Genomic DNA, 17,416 nt, shown 5'->3' with positions numbered 1-17,416 from the left:
GGGTGCAAACATGCACGAAATGCGGATCGGCACAGCATGAAACGCGCGCGGGACACGCTGCCTACCGCGTGTTTGTTGATCAATGCCGTACTGTCTGCCCGCGTGCCGCCATCCGCACTTCGTGATCGCAAGCGAGAACGCACCCGCCGAGCCATCCTCGAGGCCGCCGTAGAACTGTTCGAAACTCGTGGCTACGAGGCGACCACCGTCGCCGACATCGCCGCGACGGCCGAGGTGGGCACGCGGACGTTCTTCAACTACTTCGAGAGCAAAGAGGAGTTGCTCTTTCCCGAACCCGACGATCGGGTCCGGGCCGCTGTGCACGCCATCGCCACCCGCAGGCCGGACGAACGCCCGGTCGAGGTGCTGTTGCGCGCGCTGCGCGCGGCCGGTGACAATCCCGGCGATCATATCGGCGACGATCTGGCCGCCCGCATCGCCGTATTGCGCGGCCAGGTTTCGCGCACGGTGCCCGCGGTGAGCGGCCGGGCCGCGCACGCGCAGCTGGCCGCCCAGCAGGAGATCGCCCGGCAACTGCGGGTCGCCTTTCCCGACGAGCTCGACGACGTCGGCGCGGCCGCACTGGTCGGCGCGGTCGTCGGGGCGGTGTCGGGCGCTCTCACGGTGCTGTTCTCCGGCCGCCACGCCCTCGAGGACGGTGACCGGCTGCACCACAAGATTCGCGAGACCACCTCGCGCGTGCTCGCCCCCTGGCTCGCCGAGCCGCCCGCCAAGGACAATCGTCCCGTCCGGCAGCCCGCCGACGTCCGCTACTGATCAGCCGAACTGCTGCCAGCCCAGCCGAATCACCATGGCCACCACCACAACCAGCAGCACCACCCGCACGAAACCCGCGCCGCGGGCCAGCGCCATGCGCGAGCCGACGATCGCACCGGCGATATTGCCCACGGCCATGGCCAGACCCAGGCCCCAGAGCACGTGACCGGTGGCGCCGAGGAAGATCAGCGAACCGAGATTGGATCCGCAGTTGATCGCCTTGGCCATCGCGGCCGCGCGCACGAATTCCGTGCCGAGCAGGGTCGCGAAGGTGATGATGAGGAAGGTGCCGGTGCCGGGCCCGAGCAATCCGTCGTAGGTGCCGATCAAACCGGCCGCGAGCGCCACCACCAGGATCGTCTTGCGTCGCGTCGGCCGATGGGTGGCCATGGTGACGCCGATCGAGGGCCGCAGCGTCACGAAGATCGCGACGCCGACCAGCACCACCATCACGATGGGGATGAAGAAGCGGCGATCGATCAAGCCGACCGCGGCCGATCCGGCGGCCGCGGTGATCGCCGAGAGCGCGGCGCCGGGCAGCAGCAGTCGCCAGTTCATCGGAACCTTGCGGGCGAAGGTGATCGTCGCGGCGCTGGTGCCGCAGAACGCGGCGATCTTGTTGGTGCCCAACGCCGTCTGCGGCGCGATGGTCGGCGCGACCAGGAACAGGGTGGGCAGGATGATCAGCCCACCGCCACCGACGACCGCGTCGACCCAGCCGGCCGCGGTCGCCGCCGAGATCAGCGCGGCCCAATCAGCGATATCCACGGGCCGAGACAATCAGACATCGGATGAATCCGGCAAATCGGGGGTGACACCCGTCGGCGCGCGGGCCGTTTAGGCTGGTCGGGTGCGTCGATTCAGTCTCTGGCTCCGCGGCAAACCCGTAGTCTCCGACTCGATCCTGGCCTTCGCGCTGCTGGTGCTCGACGTGCTGTCGGTGCGGAACAGCGACCAGATGATCGCCGATGTGGTGATGGCCGCGGTGATTCCGCTGCCGCTGGTGTTCCGGCGGATGTACACCCGCGCGGCCGCGGCGGCGCTGCTGGCGCTGTCGCTGACCGCGACCGTGGTGAGCTACGCGGTCGGGCGCGAGCCGGACTATCCAGCGCTGCTGGCCCTGGGCATCATGCTGTACACGCTGGTGGCCTACGTCGGACGCCGCGACGGGCTGGTCTATCTGGCCGGTCTGGTCGGCGACGCGATGCTGTCGGTGACGCTGGTGCATCAGCCGTTCGCCTCCACCGCGGCGCTGCTGACCCTCTACTACGCGCTGTGCTGGACGCTCGCCGAATTCCTCGGCGCGCGCCACGCCTACGACCAGGAGGTCGCCGCCCGCCTGGCCGTCGCCGACTACGACCGCGAACGCAGTGCGCACGAGGCGGTTTCGGCCGAGCGCACCCGCATCGCGCGCGAACTGCACGATGTGATCGCGCACGCGGTGAGCGTGATCATCGTCCAGGCCGACGGCGCCAAATACGCGCTGCGCCGGGATCCGGACACCGCCGAACAGGCGTTGGGCACCATCGCGAGCACGGGCCGCGAGGCGCTGCGTGAACTGCGCCGCACGGTCGCGCTGCTGCGCACCGAACACGCGCCCGAACAGCTGCCGCAGCACGGAACGGCCGGACTCGCCAAGGTCGTGGAGATGATGCGCAATGCCGGGCTGGTCGTGGAACTCGAGCTGACCGGTGAACTCGATGAGGTGACACCGGAAGTCAGCCTCGGCGTGCACCGGATCGTGCAGGAATCGTTGACCAACACCTTCCGTCACGCCGGATCCGATCCGAAGGCGTGGGTGAAGGTGCGCCGCCGCGAGGACGATGTGCTGATCGAGGTCGTCGATTCCGGGCCGCCGGGTGGGGGCCCCGAGGTGGGCACGCGCAGCGGAATCACCGGCAGCGGACTGGGATTGGTGGGTATGCGCGAACGCGTCGCGGTACTCGGCGGCACGATGGAGGCGGGCCGGCGGCCGGAGGGCGGCTGGCGGGTGTGCGCGACCATACCGCTGGCCCGCGACGGGGCCGAGTGAACCCGGGGCGCGCGAGCGAGTCGGCGGCCCCGTTAGATTGATGAGCGTGCCGATCACCGTTCTCGTTGTCGACGACCAGGAGCTGATGCGGGCCGGGCTGAAGATGGTCCTCGGCGCGCATCCCGATGTGGAGGTCGTCGGTGAGGCCGACACCGGGGCCGCGGCGGTGCAGCGGGCGCGCGAGTTGGTGCCCGATGTCGTACTCATGGATGTGCGGATGCCCGTGGTGGACGGGGTGACCGCGACCGCGCAGATCCTCGAATCCGGCTGTGGCAGCCGCGTTCTGGTGATGACCACCTTCGATCTCGACGAGCACGCGCTGGGCGCGCTGCGCGCCGGGGCCAGCGGATTCCTGCTCAAGGACACCCCGCCGGAGGATCTGATCTCGGCCATTCGCAGCGTGGCCGCCGGGGACGCGGTGGTGTCGCCGAAGGTGACCAAGCGGCTGCTGGATCGGCTGATCGTCGACGATCCGGCGGGTATGCGCGATCCATCGGTGCTCGATGTGCTGACCGCTCGCGAGCGGGAGGTGCTCGAGCAGATCGCCGCGGGGCGGTCCAATGCCGAGATCGCCGCAGAGCTGTATCTGTCCGAGGCCACGGTGAAGACCCATGTGGGCCGGGTGCTCACCAAACTGGGCCTGCGCGACCGGGTGCAGGCCGTGGTGCTGGCCTACGAAACCGGGCTGGTGCGGCCCGGCGCCTGAATTCTCAGCGACGCCTCAGCCGGGTCGGGAGAAAAATCGGACACTCGGGCGTTGGACGGGGTAGAGAGTCGCCGAAAGGACCGTCATGCCCGCCCTGCTGTTCGCCCTCTATCTGGTCGCCGAGGTCGCCACCCTGGTCGTGGTCGGCCATTTCCTGGGCGTCGTGCCGACGATTCTGCTGCTCATCGCCGGTTCCGCGCTCGGTTTGATCCTGGTCCGGGCCCAAGGCCGCAAGGTCTTCGACCAGTTCCGTCGCGCGAGCCGCGGCGAGATCGCCCCGGGTACGGCCGTCGCCGACGGCGCGCTGGTCGCCGCGGGCGCGGTCCTGATGTTCGTCCCCGGCCTACTGACCTCGGTGGTGGGCCTGCTGTTCCTGCTGCCCACCCGAGCGCTGCTGCGCCCGGTCCTCACCGCCTTCGCCGCCCGTCGCGTCGGTCGCCTGGCCACCGCCGCCCGCTATCAGGGCGTCGTGGTCGACCCCTCGGGCGACGTCGTCGACGGTGTCGTGGTCCAGCAGTACTACGACGACGGCCAGGGCGGCGCCCACCGCATCCTCGACCAGCGCTGACCGCGGCCCGCGCGAGTGCGAGAAGTGCGTACTCACGTGGCGGATCGCACGATGGCGACATATATATAGGAATAGCCGCCCGCGACGCCCGCTCGCGCGGACATGGCACACTCGACAGCCGTGAGTACCCAGTTGCTGATCGGTGGTCGGATCTACAGTTCCAGTTCTCTGGACGCGACCGCGATGGCGGTCACCGACGGGATGGTGGTGTGGGTCGGGGCCGATCGGCCGGGGCGGGCGTTGTATCCCGACGCCGAGGTCGTCGAATTGGACGGGGCGTTCGTGGCCCCCGGATTCGTCGATCCGCATGTGCACGTGACGGGGCTCGGGTTGCAGTTGATCGGGCTGGATCTGGCGCGGGCCCGATCCCTCGCGCACTGCCTGGAATTGATTCGCGAGTACGCGGCCGCCCATGACGATGTGGTGCTGACCGGACAGGGCTGGGACGAGACCGGCTGGCCCGAGCAGCGGCCGCCGACGCTCGCGGAGGTCGACGCGGCGGTCGGACCGGGACGGATGGCGTATCTGGTTCGAGTGGACGCACATTCGGCGGTCGTGTCGACCCCGATGCTGGCGGCAGTGCCGCGGGCGCGAGACGCCGCCGGTTACACCGCGGGGGAGCCGCTGCGCGCGGCGGCCCACCATCTGGTGCGCCAGGCCATGATCGAGCGCCTCGATCGCACCCAGCGCGATCGCGCCCGCCGCGCGGCCCTCGATCACGCTGCCGCGCACGGCGTGGTGTCGGTGCACGAATGCGCCGGGCCGGAGATCTCCGGACGCACCGATATCACCGAACTGCTCGAATTCGAGCACGGCGTCGAGGTGCGTGCCTACTGGGGTGAGGCCGTGCGCAGCGCCGAGGAGGCCACGGCGCTGATGAAGGAGCTCGGCGCGCACGGCCTGGCCGGAGATCTGTTCGTCGACGGCTCGATCGGTTCGCACACCGCCTGGCTGCGCGCGCCCTACGAGGGTCGCGGCACCACCGGCGTGAGCTACCTCGACGCCGACGCGATCGCAGCCCATGTGCGCGCCTGCACCGAGGCGGGCGTGCAGGCCGGTTTCCACGCCATCGGCGACGGTGCGATCGACGCTGTGGTCCAAGGCTTTTCCCGCGTGGCCGCCGAGGTCGGCGCGCCCGCCCTGGCCGCCCGCGGCCACCGCCTCGAACACGCCGAACTGCTCGACGCCACCCATATCGCCAAACTCGCCGAATACGGCGTCATCGCCAGCGTGCAGCCCGGCTTCGATGCCGCGTGGGGCGGATCCGACGGCATGTACGCCCGGCGTCTGGGCGTCGAACGCGCCGCCGCGCTGAATCCCTTCGCCGCCATGGCCGCCGCGGGCGTGGCCCTGGCCATCGGCTCGGACGCCCCTGTCACCGCGCTGAATCCGTGGGAGGCCGTGCGCGCGGCCGCGCACCATCGCACCCCCGGCCATCAGATCTCCCCGCGCGCGGCCTTCTCCGCCGCCACCCGCGGCGCGTGGCGCGCGGGTGGGGTCCGCGACGGCATCGCGGGCACCCTGGTCCCCGGCGCGCCCGCGTCCTACGCCATCTGGGACGCAACCGAATTGGTGGTGGCCGCCGCCTCGGATTCGGTGCAGCGCTGGTCCACCGATCCGCGCTCGCGCGTCCCCGGACTGCCGCGTCTGGATCCCGGTACGCCCGCTCCGGCCTGCCTGCGCACGGTCCATCGCGGCACGGTGATCCACCAGGTCTGATCCGCACGGGACATACCACCCGAGTGGGACAGCCGTCCCGGCGGACCGTAGCATCTAGCTGTGCTGAGGCAGATCCCGCCGCTGGTGATCGGACGTTCCCTGACCGCCGTGGTGGCCGGATTGCTGATCTTCGCCAGCTTCCCGCCACGCACCTGCTGGTACCTCGCGCCGCTCGGGATCGCGCTGCTGACCCTCGCGGTACGGGGAAACGGCAAGCCGCGCGGCGGGTTCGGATACGGCATGCTCGCGGGTCTGGCGTTCTTCGTGCCGCTGCTGCCGTGGACGGGGATCTACGTCGGGCCGGTGCCGTGGCTGGGGTTGTCGACCGCGTGCGCGGTATTCGTGGGACTGTTCGGTCTGCTGGCGCGCTCGGTGAGCGCACTGCCGGGCTGGCCGCTGTGGGTGGCCATGGTGTGGACGTTGACCGAATGGTTTCGTTCGGTCTTCCCCTTCGGCGGATTCCCGTGGGGCAGGCTGGCATTCGGCCAGGCCGACGGGTGGTATCTGCCGATGGCGATGGTCGCGGGCGCGCCCGGCGTGAGCTTCGCCGTCGCGCTGACCGGAACCCTGTTGGCGGCCTTGGCTATTCGTCTTCGTCATCGTGACGTGCCTGGACAGTGGATCGGAATTACCTCTCTCGCAACACTTGTGGCTATCATTCTTGGTACCGGAGTGATCCTCCGGGCCGCGCTGCCCGCCCCGGACGCCGGTGACCGGTCGATCACGGTCGCCGCCATCCAGGGCAGCGTGCCGCGCCTGGGCCTGGACTTCAACGCACAACGCCGCGCGGTCCTGGACAACCATGTGCGCCGCACCGAGGAACTGGCCCGCGCCATCGCCGCCGGACAGGCCCCGCAGCCGGATGTGGTGATCTGGCCGGAGAATTCGTCCGATATCGACCCTTTGCGCAATTCGGACGCCTCGTCCGAGATCACCCGGACCTCCCAGCTCGTCCACGCGCCCATCCTGGTCGGCGCGGTCTTGGTCAACGCCGACGACACCACCACCAATTCCGTCCTCGTGTGGGACGGCGATCGGGTGGGGGAGCGGCACGACAAGAAGATCATCCAGCCGTTCGGCGAGTATCTGCCGCTGCGCGGATTCTTCCGGCATTTCTCCCAATACGCCGATCGGGCGGGTTATTTCGTCCCGGGACACGGTGACGGCGTCGTACACGTCCGGCCCGCGCGGGGCGGCGCACCGGTCGCGATCGGCGTGGCCACCTGTTACGAGGTCGCCTTCGATCGCGCCTTCGAGGACTCGCTGCGCGCGGGGGCTCAGCTGCTGACCGTACCCACCAACAACGCCACCTTCGGCCGCAGCGAGATGACCTATCAGCAGCTGGCCATGTCGCGCGTGCGGGCCGTCGAACACGGGCGGGCGCTGGTGGTTTCGGCTACAACCGGAGTGAGCGCGATCATCACCGCCGACGGCCGTGTCGTGAATCAGACCTCGCAGTTCGTTCCCGCCGCGCTGGAGGCCTCGCTGCCGCTACGCCACAACACGACACTCGCCACGCGATTCGGACCGCTCCCTGAGAGGTTGTTGTGTATCGTGGCCGCGATCGTTGTTGTAGGTGCGGCTATTCGGCGGCGAACCTCGCCTCCGACCCATCCGGCGAATGAGGGCACCATCGGTGGCCGGGTGCGCGTCCAGCCGCGCGCGTGAAAACTCCCCGGCAAGCACACATTTCGGACACCCCGGATCGGCGCGGCGCACGCGTGTCGGTCGCTGTCGTCATGTGCTGTTCGCCACAACATTGCTGAATCGTTAAAGTCTTCTGCCAGACTCCCTGCCGAAGCTCATTGCTCAGGTATTTTGTGTGAGTCACAACGTTTGCGGTGAGGTAGCGAGCTAAATCTGCTCTCCGCCAACGTCGTTCGAAATGAAACAACTCGAGCACGTTACCGATCCGGCCGTGTCGATGCTCCGAATCATAGGGCGTGAATCGCGTCCTACGGTCGGCGCGTGCGTGGCGACCGCGGCGGTACTCGGGGAGTTGCGTCAACAGCGGCAGAACGGAGTGATTGATGAGTTCATTGGCCACCGATCGTGTCGACCAATGTTCCTCCGGCGAATTCTCAGCGCAGCCCTTCGCCCTGTCGCCCGCACAGACCGCCCTCTGGTACGCCCAGCGGATCCGGCCCGACGTTCCGCTCACCATCGCCCAATACGTGGAGATCCATGGTGATCTCGATGTGGGCAGGTTGCTGTACGCGATCGAGCGGTTTGGTGCAGAATCCCAAGTGGGACAGGTGCGGCTGCTCGAGATCGACGGAATCCCGCATCAGGTCATAGATCCGGCGCGCCGGCCCGGCTGGGCGCGCATCGATCTGCGGCACGAGGCCGATCCGCGCGGGGCGGCGCTGCGCTGGATGAACGATCATGCCAGCGCGCCCATGGACCTGGAACGCGACCCGCTCACCGCCAATGTGGTGCTGCGCGTCGGCGACCGCGACTACATCTGGTACTCCAAGGCCCATCACATCGTCATCGACGGCTATGGGGCGATGAACGCCTCGCTGCGCACGGCCGAGATATATACGGCCCTGGAGAATCGCACCGAGCCGGTCGCCTCGCGCGCGACCCCGCTGGCCGAGATCTACGCCGAGGAGTCGAATTACCGCGACACCAGCCGCTTCCGCTCCGACCGCGAATACTGGCTCGAGCAACTGGCCGGGGTCGGCGCGCCGATGAGCCTGTCCGGATCCGGTGTCGCGACCGCCGCGCCCGACGCGGGCCGTCGCCTGGCCGCCGCGGTCCTGGACCGGCGGGTGGAGGCCGAACTGGAGACGGCCGCAACCGCGTTCGGCACCCAGAACTCGGCGCTGTTCGTGGCGGCACTGGCCTGCTACGTCCGCGCGGCCACCGGCAGTCCGGATGTGGTGTTGAGCCTGCCGGTCTCCGCGCGCACGACCGTCGCGCTGCGCCGCTCGGCGGGTGTGGTGTCCAATGTGGTGCCGATCCGGCTGCGCTTCGACGAGACGACCACCCTGCGCGAGGTGCTTCGGGCCGCGGAACTGCAGATCACCGGCGCGCTGCGGCATCAGCGGTATCGCCATGACGACATCAGACGCGACTGCGGCTACTCCCGCGACGCCCGCGGCTTCTTCGGGCCGATGGTCAACATCATGCTGTTCCACAGCGAATTGCGCTTCGGCAGCCTGCTCGGATCCCTCAATGTGCTGGCCACCGGGCCGGTCGAGGATCTGTCGATCAACCTCTACAACGGCGCGGGCAACCGCATCCACGTCGACTTCGAGGCCAATCCGCAGCTCTACGGCGCCGCCGAATTGGCCGCCCACCACGGGCGTTTCCTGGACTTCCTGGATCGGATCCTGGCCGCGGACCCCGATACCGCGGTCGTCTCCATCCCGGTCATCACCGCCGAGGAACGCGATCTGGTCCTGCGGCAGTGGAATTCGACGGCCGTGCCGCGCCAGGAGGGCACCCTGGCCGGACTGTTCGCCGAGCGCGTGGCGGCCTGCCCGGACGCCGTCGCGCTGGAATTCGGCGAGCGGACCCTCACCTACGGACAGCTCGCCGAGCGCGCCAACCGATTGGCGCGGGCGCTGATCGCGCGGGGCGCGCGGCCGGATTCGGTGGTGGGCCTGGCGATTCGGCGCAGTCTGGACCTGGTGGTCGGCATGTACGCCATCACCCAGGCGGGCGCGGCGTATCTGCCGATCGATCCGGACCATCCCGCCGAGCGCATCGGGCATATTCTCGATGCCGCGCGGCCGCTGTGCCTGCTGACCGCGGCGCGGGACGGGTTCACCGTCCCGGCGTCGATCCCGCGGCTGGACGTCGACACCGCCGACCTGTCGGCCTTCGCCGCCGATCCGATCAGCGATCGGGACCGCCGGGCCGCGCTGCGGCCCGAACACCTGGCCTACGTGATCTTCACCTCCGGTTCCACCGGAAAGCCCAAGGGCGTGGGGGTGTCCCATGCCGCGATCGTGAACAGGCTGCGCTGGATGCAGCACGAATATCCGCTGGACGGCAGCGATGTGGTGCTGCAGAAGACGCCCGCGACCTTCGACGTGTCGGTATGGGAGTTCTTCTGGCCCCTGCAGATCGGCGCGCGACTGGTGATCGCGGCCCCCGACGGACATCGCGATCCGGCGTATCTGGCCACGCTCATCGCCGACAAGGGTGTGACCACGGCGCATTTCGTACCGTCGATGCTGTCGGTCTTCGTCACCGATACCGATGTGCGCGGCTGCACCGGGTTGCGCCGGGTGTTCTGCAGCGGCGAGGCCCTGCCCGCCGCGACCGTGCGGGATTTCTATGCGGCGCTGGGCGATTGCGCCGTCGAACTGCACAACCTCTACGGCCCGACCGAGGCGGCCGTGGACGTCACCTACTGGCCGTGCGAGCCGGGTCAGGACAGCGTGCCGATCGGCGCGCCGGTCTGGAACACCCAGGTGTACGTGCTCGACGAGCGCCTGCGCCCGGTGCCGCCGGGTGTCGTGGGTGAGCTGTACCTCGCGGGAATCCAATTGGCCCGCGGCTATCTGGGGCGGCCGGGCCTGAGCGCGGAACGCTTCGTGGCCAACCCCTTCGAGGACCGTCACGGCACCCGTCTGTATCGGACCGGCGACCTGGTGCGGTGGCGGGTCGACGACGGCTCCGCCGGGGCGCTGGAGTATTTGGGGCGCAGTGACTTCCAGGTCAAGATTCGCGGACTGCGGATCGAGTTGGGGGAGGTGGAGGCGGCGCTGCTGGCCGATGCGCGGATCGCGCGCGCGGTCTGCGTCGCGCATACGGCCCCGGGTGGCGAGGAACTCGTCGCCTATATCGTCGCCACGCCCGGCGCGACACTCGACACCACCGAGCTGACCGGGGATCTGCGGCGGCGCTTGCCCGGCTACATGGTGCCCGCCCATCTGCTGGCGCTCGACGAACTACCGCTCAATCCCAACGGCAAGGTCGACCGCAAGGCCCTGCCCGCACCGGAACTCGGGCCGCGCCGCGTGGCGCGCGCCGCGGCCGGACCGCGCACCGAGGTGGAGCGGCGGCTGGCCGCGGTCTTCGCCGAGGTGCTCGGTATCGATGACATCGATGTCGCCGACAGCTTCTTCGACCTCGGCGGCAATTCGCTGTCCGCGGCGCGGGCCGTGGCCCGGATCAATGCCGCGCTGAGCGCCGGGCTGACCATTCGGGACCTGTTCGAATCCAATACCATCGCGGGCCTGGCCGCCCGCCTGGACAGCCACAACCCCGACACCTCCTCGCCGATGCTGGCGGCTCGCCCACGGCCGGAACAGGTTCCGCTGTCGCTGGCTCAGCAGCGGCTGTGGATTCTCAATCGCTTCGCCGAACACGCCTCGGCCTACAACATGCCGCTGGCGGTGGAGCTGACCGGGCCGCTGGATCCGGAAGCCCTGCGCGCCGGGCTGATCGATGTGCTCGAGCGGCACGAGAGCCTGCGCACCACCTTCCCCGACTCCCCGGACGGGCCGGTGCAGGTCGTGCATCCGGCCGCGGAGATTCCGCTCACCCTCGAGCCGATCGATGCCACCGGCGCCGACGCGCTGGCCCTGGCCACCGAATACGCCGGGTACGGCTTCGATCTGCGCAGTCAGGCCCCGATCCGGGTGGCGCTGTACGCGACCGGACCGGACAGCTACGTCTTCCTCGTTGTGCTGCATCACATCTGCGGCGACGGCTGGTCGGTGGCTCCGCTGGCCCGTGATCTGATGACCGCGGTCGCGGCCCGTGCGGGCGGACAGGTTCCCGAATGGACGCCGCTGCCGGTGCAGTACGCCGATTTCGCGCTGTGGCAGCGCGAACTGCTCGGCGACGAAACCGATCCCGCGAGCGCGCTGTCGCGGCAGCTCGCCTACTGGCGGGCCGCGCTGGCCGATCTGCCCGATCAGCTCGACCTGCCGCTGGACCGGCCGCGCCCGCTGCGGCGCACCGGCGAGGGCGCACGGGTGCGGTTCACCATTCCCGCGGCCACCCGCCGCGCGGTCGCCGCGTTGGCCGCCGACCGCGGCGTGTCCACCTTCATGGTGCTGCACGCCGCCCTGGCGACACTGCTTGCGCGCCTGTGCAATACGTCCGATATCGCGATCGGCACCCCGATCGCGGGTCGCTCCGATCCCGCGCTCGACGATCTGGTCGGCATGTTCGTCAACACCCTGGTGCTGCGAACCCGGGTCGATCCGGCCGCCGGATTCGATCGCATGCTCGATCGGGTCCGCGAAACCGATCTGGACGCCTTCGCCAATTCCGATGTGCCGTTCGAGCGGCTGGTGGAGGTCGTGAACCCGGCGCGCGACGCGGGCCGTCATCCGCTGTTTCAGGTGATGCTGTCCTACGAGAGCACTCCGGATCTGCGGATCGATCTGCCCGAGGTGGCCGCGCGCGTGCTGCCGATGGAGGTCGGAGTCACCAAATTCGATCTGCAGCTCACCGTGCACGACAGCGCCGCCGCGGAGATCTCCACCGCCGAGGACGGTCCGCTCACGGCCGAATTCGGTTATGCGACCGATGTTTTCGATGCCGCCTCGGTGGAGGCGATCGCGCGGCGGTTCGTCCAGCTGCTCGCCGCCGCCGTCGCCGCGCCGAGCGTGCCGGTAGGCGATCTGAGCATTCTCGACGCCCGTGAGACCGGCAAACTGGTGCCCATCACCGGCGCGCCCGGTGAACCGCAGCTCACCCTGGCCCGGCTGCTCAGCGAGACCGCCGAACGCCTGCCCGACGCGGTCGCGGTGCGGCATCTGGGCCGCGACACCACCTACCGCGAACTCGACGAACGCTCGAACCGGTTGGCGCGCGTGCTGATCGAGCACGGGGCCGGGCCGGAGGTGGTGGTGGCGATCGCGCTGCCGCGCAGCCTGGAGTCCATCCTCGCGGTCTGGGCCGTCGCCAAGACCGGTGCGGCCTATGTGCCCGTCGACCCGGACTATCCGAGCGAGCGGATCGAGCACATGCTGACCGACTCCGGTGCGCTGCTCGGCCTGACGAACGCGAAATGCCATGCGGCCATGCCGGATTGGCCGGGTCGGCGCGGGCGGCACCGCAAGTCCTATGTGGACTGGATGATCATGGGTTCGGCGCAGCTGGCGGCCGAGCTGTCGCGGTATTCCACCAACCCGATCGCCGAGACCGAACGTCACCACCCGCTGCGCATCGCGCATCCGGCGTATCTGATCTACACCTCCGGTTCCACCGGTATGCCCAAGGCCGTCGTGGTCACCCACGCCGGGCTGGCCTCGCTGGCGCACGAGCAGATGCATCTGTTCGGCGTCACCGATTCGGCACGCACACTGCACTTCTCGTCGCCGTCGTTCGACGCGTCGGTGCTCGAGCTGCTGCTGGGCTTCGCGGCCGGGGCCACCATCGTGGTCGCCCCGGCGGGTCTGTACGGCGGCGCGGAACTGGCGGCGCTGCTCGCCGAGGAGCGGGTCACCCACGCCTTCATCACCCCCGCCGCGCTGGCCACCGTGCCACACGAGGGGCTGGACGCACTCGAGGCCGTGATCGTCGGCGGTGACGCCTGCCCCGAGGAATTGGTGCAGACCTGGACCGCCGGACATCGCATGCACAATATGTACGGCCCGTCCGAGGCGACGGTCGCCGCGACCGCGACCGGTCCGATGGTCGCGGGCCGGCCCGTGCCGATCGGCTTGCCGGTGCGCGGGATGCGGCTGTTCGTCCTCGACTCCCGCCTGCACCCGGTGCCGCCGGGTGTGCCGGGTGAGCTGTATCTGTCCGGGCCCGGTCTGGCGCGCGGCTATCTGGGTCGGCGCGGCCTGACCGCCTCACGCTTCCCGGCCAATCCGCACGGCCGTCGCGGCGAACGCATGTACCGCACCGGCGATCTCGTGGTCGCCGACACGACCGGACAGCTGCGCTTCCTCGGCCGCGCCGACGATCAGGTGAAGATCCGCGGCTTCCGCATAGAACTGCGTGAGATAGACCATGTGCTGCGCGCCCATCCGGGTGTGCGGTTCGCGGTGACCGTCGTGCACACCGGCGATTACGGCAGCACCCGGCTGGCCTCCTACATCACCGCCGACGACGATATCGATCCCGCCGCGGTGCTGGCCACCGCCCGCAAACAGCTGCCCGGCTACATGGTGCCCGCGGCGATCGCCGTCCTGGACCAGGTGCCGGTCACCCCGTCGGGCAAACTGGACCGAAAGGCGTTGCCGCAGCCGCAGTTCGGCGCGAGCGGCCCGTCGCGGCCGCCGGAGACCGACCTCGAACAGCGGGTCGCGCGGGTCTTCGAAACCGTACTCGGGCATCCGGTGCCGGGCGCGGAGGACAGCTTCTTCGATATCGGCGGCAATTCCCTGCTGGCCACCCGGCTCACCTCGGCCCTGCACGACGAGGTCGGGGTGGACCTGCCGGTGCGGGTGATCTTCGAGGCGCCGACGGTGGCCGGTGTTGCCGCCCGGCTGGCCGACGCGCCGCGCGCGCCGCGGCTGGCGCTGGGCCGTCACGATCCGCGTCCGGTGCGGGTGCCGCTGTCGCTGCCGCAGCAGCGGCTGTGGTTCCTCAACCGCTACACCCCCGAATCCAGCAACTACAACATCGCTTTCGTGATCGGCATCGACGGCGAGTTGGATGTGGCGGCGTTGCGGGCCGCGCTGACCGATGTCATCCATCGGCACGAGGTACTGCGCACGGTATTCCCCGAGGACATCGAGGTCGGCGGGGCCTATCAGCACGTACTCGACCTCGAGGCGTGCGTGCCCGCGCTGGAACCGGTGCTCGTCGAGGAGGACGAGGCCGATCGGCTGGTCGGCGAGTTCGCGCGCCGCGGCTTCGATCTGTCGGAGCAGGCTCCGCTGCGAACGTTGTTGCTGCGCACCGACTCCGGGTCCTACCGGTTGGCGGTCGTGATCCATCACATCGCCGCCGACGGCTGGTCGCTGGGCCCGCTGACCCACGATCTGGCCCTGGCCTACACCGCCCGCCGCGGCGGAGTCGCCCCAGCCTGGGCGCCGCTGCCGGTGCAGTACGCCGATTACGCGCTGTGGCAACGTGATTGCCTCGGCGATACCGGCGATGCGGCCAGCCCGGCCGCGACCCAGCTCGAATTCTGGCGCGAGACGCTGGCCGAGCTGCCGCAGCGCATGCCGCTGCCCTACGACCGTGCCCGCCCGACCGAACCGACCCAACGGGCGGGCACGGTCTCGGTGGCGGTGTCCGAAGCGCTCGAGCATCGCCTCGAGGAATTGGCCCGCGCCCAGGGCGTGAGCCGGTTCATGGTGCTGCGGTCGGCGCTGGCGGTGTTGTTGCGCATCGTGACCGGCGGCCACGACGTGGTGATCGGCACCCCGATCGCCGGACGTACCGACACCCGCTTGGACGAGCTGGTCGGCATGTTCGTCAACACCCTGGTGTTGCGTTCGCTGGTCGATCCGGATCGCAGCTTCGCCGAACAGCTGCAGGTCGATCGCGACAGTGAGCTGGCCGCCATGGCGCACGCCGATCTGCCGTTCGACCGGATCGTGGAGGAACTCGGCCGATCCAGCGGCGATCCGCTGGTGCAGGTGGCCCTGACCGTGCAGGACGGCCCGGCTCCGGTGCTCGAACTGCCCGGATTGCGGCTGACCGCCGACGAACTCGATATCGCCGCCGCCAAATTCGATCTCGAACTGCGCGTCCCGGCCGCGGGCGGCTGCTTCGAATTCGTCTACGCCGGTGAGCTTTTCGACCACGAGACGGTGTGCACGCTGGCCGATCGGCTGCACACCGTGCTCGAGACGGTGACCGCCGATCCGCAGATCAGGGTGCGCGATATCGACGCGCGCACCGAGGTCGAGCGCGGTCTGCTCGCCCCGGCCTACGGTCCGGTGCCGACCCCGCAGTGCAGCCTGGCGAACTACTTCACCGTCACCGCGCATCTGCACGCCGAACGCACCGCCATCCGGTCCGGCGATGTCGAATTGAGCTACGGCGAGATCGACGGCTATTCGAATCGCTTGGCGCGGGCGCTGATTCGGCGCGGACTGGGCCCGGGCGACCGGGTGGCAATGGGGTTGACCCGCTCGGTCGAATCGGTCGTCACCATGCTCGCGATCGCCAAGGCGGGCGCGGCGTTCGTACCGGTCGATCCGAACTATCCGACCGACCGGGTGCGCCATATGCTCACCGATTCCGGCTGTCAGGCCGGTGTCACGCTGTCGGCGCATGTGGTCGCGCTGCGTGAGGCCGCGGTCGGCGGCCGCGATACCGAATGGCTGCTGCTCGACGATCCGGAGCTCATGGCCGAGATCGAGGGGCTCGACGAGGCGACGGTCACCGACGCCGACCGGGTGTGCACCATGTGGACCTCGGATCTGGCGTATGTCATCTACACCTCCGGTTCGACCGGAAAACCCAAGGGCGTGGCCGTGACCCACGGCGGCCTGTCCAATTTCGCCGACGAGATCCGCGACCGCATGCGGGTCGACCGGGAGGCGCGCACGCTGCACTTCGCGACGCCGAGTTTCGACGCGGCGATCTTCGATCTGCTGCTGGCCGTCGGCGCGGGCGCGACCATGGTGATCTGCCCGACCGATGTCTACGGCGGCGACGAACTGGCCGCGCTCATGGATCGCGAACGGGTCAGCCACACCTTCATGACCCCGGCCGCGCTGGCGACCATTGATCACGACCGCTGGCCGCTGCCGCATCTGAAATCGCTCGCGGTCGGCGGCGAGGCGCTGGGCGCGGAGCTGGTGGCACGCTGGGCGCCGAACCGGTTGATGCTCAACGCCTACGGCCCGACCGAGGCGACCGTGGTGATCACGCTGTCGGCCCCGCTGGTCGCGGGCGAACCGGTCACCATCGGCACCCTGGCCCGCGGCGCGCGTGCGCTGGTCCTCGACGAGCGGCTGCGGCCGGTGCCGGTCGGGGTTCCGGGTGAGCTGTATCTGGGCGGGCAGGCGCTGGCGCGCGGCTATCTGCATCGGCCCGGACTCAGCGCGACGCGTTTCGTCGCCGATCCGTACGGGCCCGAGGGCACCCGGATGTATCGCACCGGCGATGTGGTGCGCTGGAACGAGCACCGCGAAATCGTGTACCTGGGCCGCAGTGACCATCAGGTGAAGGTGCGCGGGTTCCGGATCGAGCTGGGCGAGATCACCGAGGTGCTGGCCACCCATCCCGCGATCCGCTTCGCGCACACCGAGGTTCGTGAGATCGCCGGGGCGAAGCGGCTGGTGTCCTATGTGCTGCCCGCCGACGCTCGCGCCGGAATCGACGTCGAGCAGATCCGCGCCCATGTCGCGCAGCAACTGCCCGCGCATATGGTGCCCGCGAGTATCACGACGCTGGAACGCATTCCGCTGACCCCGGTAGGCAAACTCGACCGCGCGGCCCTGCCCCAACCGCAGCTGACCACGCCGGCCGCCCGCGAACCCGAGTCCGAGGCCGAGCGGCTGGTGGCGCGGGTGATGGGCGAGCTGGTCGGCGCCGAGGCCGTCGGCGCGGACGACAGCTTCTTCGATGTCGGCGGAAATTCGCTGCTGGCAACGCAATTGGTGGCCCGGCTGGCGGGTGCGACCGGGGTGCGGCTCGAGGTGCGGACGGTCTTCGCCGCGCCGACGGTCGCCGAACTGGCCACCCTGCTCGAGGCGGGTGGCGGGGCCGACACCACGCCGCGGCTGCG

The 17,416-nt window shown here is 69.7% G+C and carries 8 protein-coding genes; 7 read left to right on the top strand and 1 reads right to left on the bottom strand.

The window, feature by feature from the left end; genetic code table 11:
• Positions 1 to 102 precede the first annotated feature (102 nt).
• A complete protein-coding gene (locus NP4_RS22750; protein ID WP_245997412.1) occupies positions 103 to 777 on the top strand; it encodes a TetR/AcrR family transcriptional regulator in 675 nt (224 codons plus the stop codon).
• Here the strand turns inward: NP4_RS22750 and NP4_RS22745 are convergent, their stop codons facing one another.
• Positions 778 to 1,545, bottom strand: a complete 768-nt coding sequence (locus NP4_RS22745; protein ID WP_068001307.1) for a TSUP family transporter — start codon at positions 1,543 to 1,545, stop codon at positions 778 to 780.
• Between the two features lie 82 nt (positions 1,546 to 1,627).
• Here NP4_RS22745 and NP4_RS22740 point away from each other — a divergent pair, with 82 nt between their 5' ends.
• The 6 genes from NP4_RS22740 to NP4_RS22715 form a co-directional block, all read left to right on the top strand.
• Positions 1,628 to 2,809 carry a sensor histidine kinase gene (locus NP4_RS22740; RefSeq protein ID WP_068001304.1) on the top strand — a complete coding sequence of 394 codons (1,182 nt, stop codon included), beginning with the start codon at positions 1,628 to 1,630 and terminating at the stop codon, positions 2,807 to 2,809.
• Between the two features lie 46 nt (positions 2,810 to 2,855).
• Complete coding sequence (locus NP4_RS22735) at positions 2,856 to 3,515, top strand: response regulator (RefSeq protein ID WP_062512132.1); 660 nt, start codon at positions 2,856 to 2,858, stop codon at positions 3,513 to 3,515.
• An 85-nt stretch (positions 3,516 to 3,600) separates the two neighbouring features.
• Positions 3,601 to 4,083, top strand: coding sequence for an FxsA family protein (locus tag NP4_RS22730; RefSeq protein ID WP_068001302.1), 483 nt, complete (start codon positions 3,601 to 3,603; stop codon positions 4,081 to 4,083).
• A gap of 102 nt (positions 4,084 to 4,185) precedes the next feature.
• Positions 4,186 to 5,802: an amidohydrolase gene (locus tag NP4_RS22725; protein WP_068001300.1), complete on the top strand. Its 1,617-nt coding sequence runs from the start codon at positions 4,186 to 4,188 to the stop codon at positions 5,800 to 5,802.
• A 60-nt stretch (positions 5,803 to 5,862) separates the two neighbouring features.
• Entirely contained in the window at positions 5,863 to 7,470 is a 1,608-nt protein-coding gene (gene lnt, locus NP4_RS22720) for an apolipoprotein N-acyltransferase (RefSeq protein WP_068001296.1), read from the top strand.
• Between the two features lie 362 nt (positions 7,471 to 7,832).
• On the top strand, positions 7,833 to 17,416 hold a 9,584-nt coding region (locus NP4_RS22715), incomplete at its 3' end, for a non-ribosomal peptide synthetase (protein WP_082876136.1).

This window comes from Nocardia pseudobrasiliensis NBRC 108224 (assembly GCF_001613105.1).
GTDB classification, from domain to species: Bacteria; Actinomycetota; Actinomycetes; order Mycobacteriales; family Mycobacteriaceae; genus Nocardia; species Nocardia pseudobrasiliensis.
Note: the sequence above shows the minus strand (reverse complement) of the source record. Positions and strands in the feature narration are given on the sequence as shown.

What these genes read in the sequence shown, in the direction of transcription:
- NP4_RS22730 (WP_068001302.1), top strand. Translation starts at nt 3,601, where the DNA reads ATGCCCGCCCTGCTGTTCGCCCTCTATCTGGTCGCCGAGGTCGCCACC.
- NP4_RS22725 (WP_068001300.1), top strand. Translation starts at nt 4,186, where the DNA reads ATGGCACACTCGACAGCCGTGAGTACCCAGTTGCTGATCGGTGGTCGG.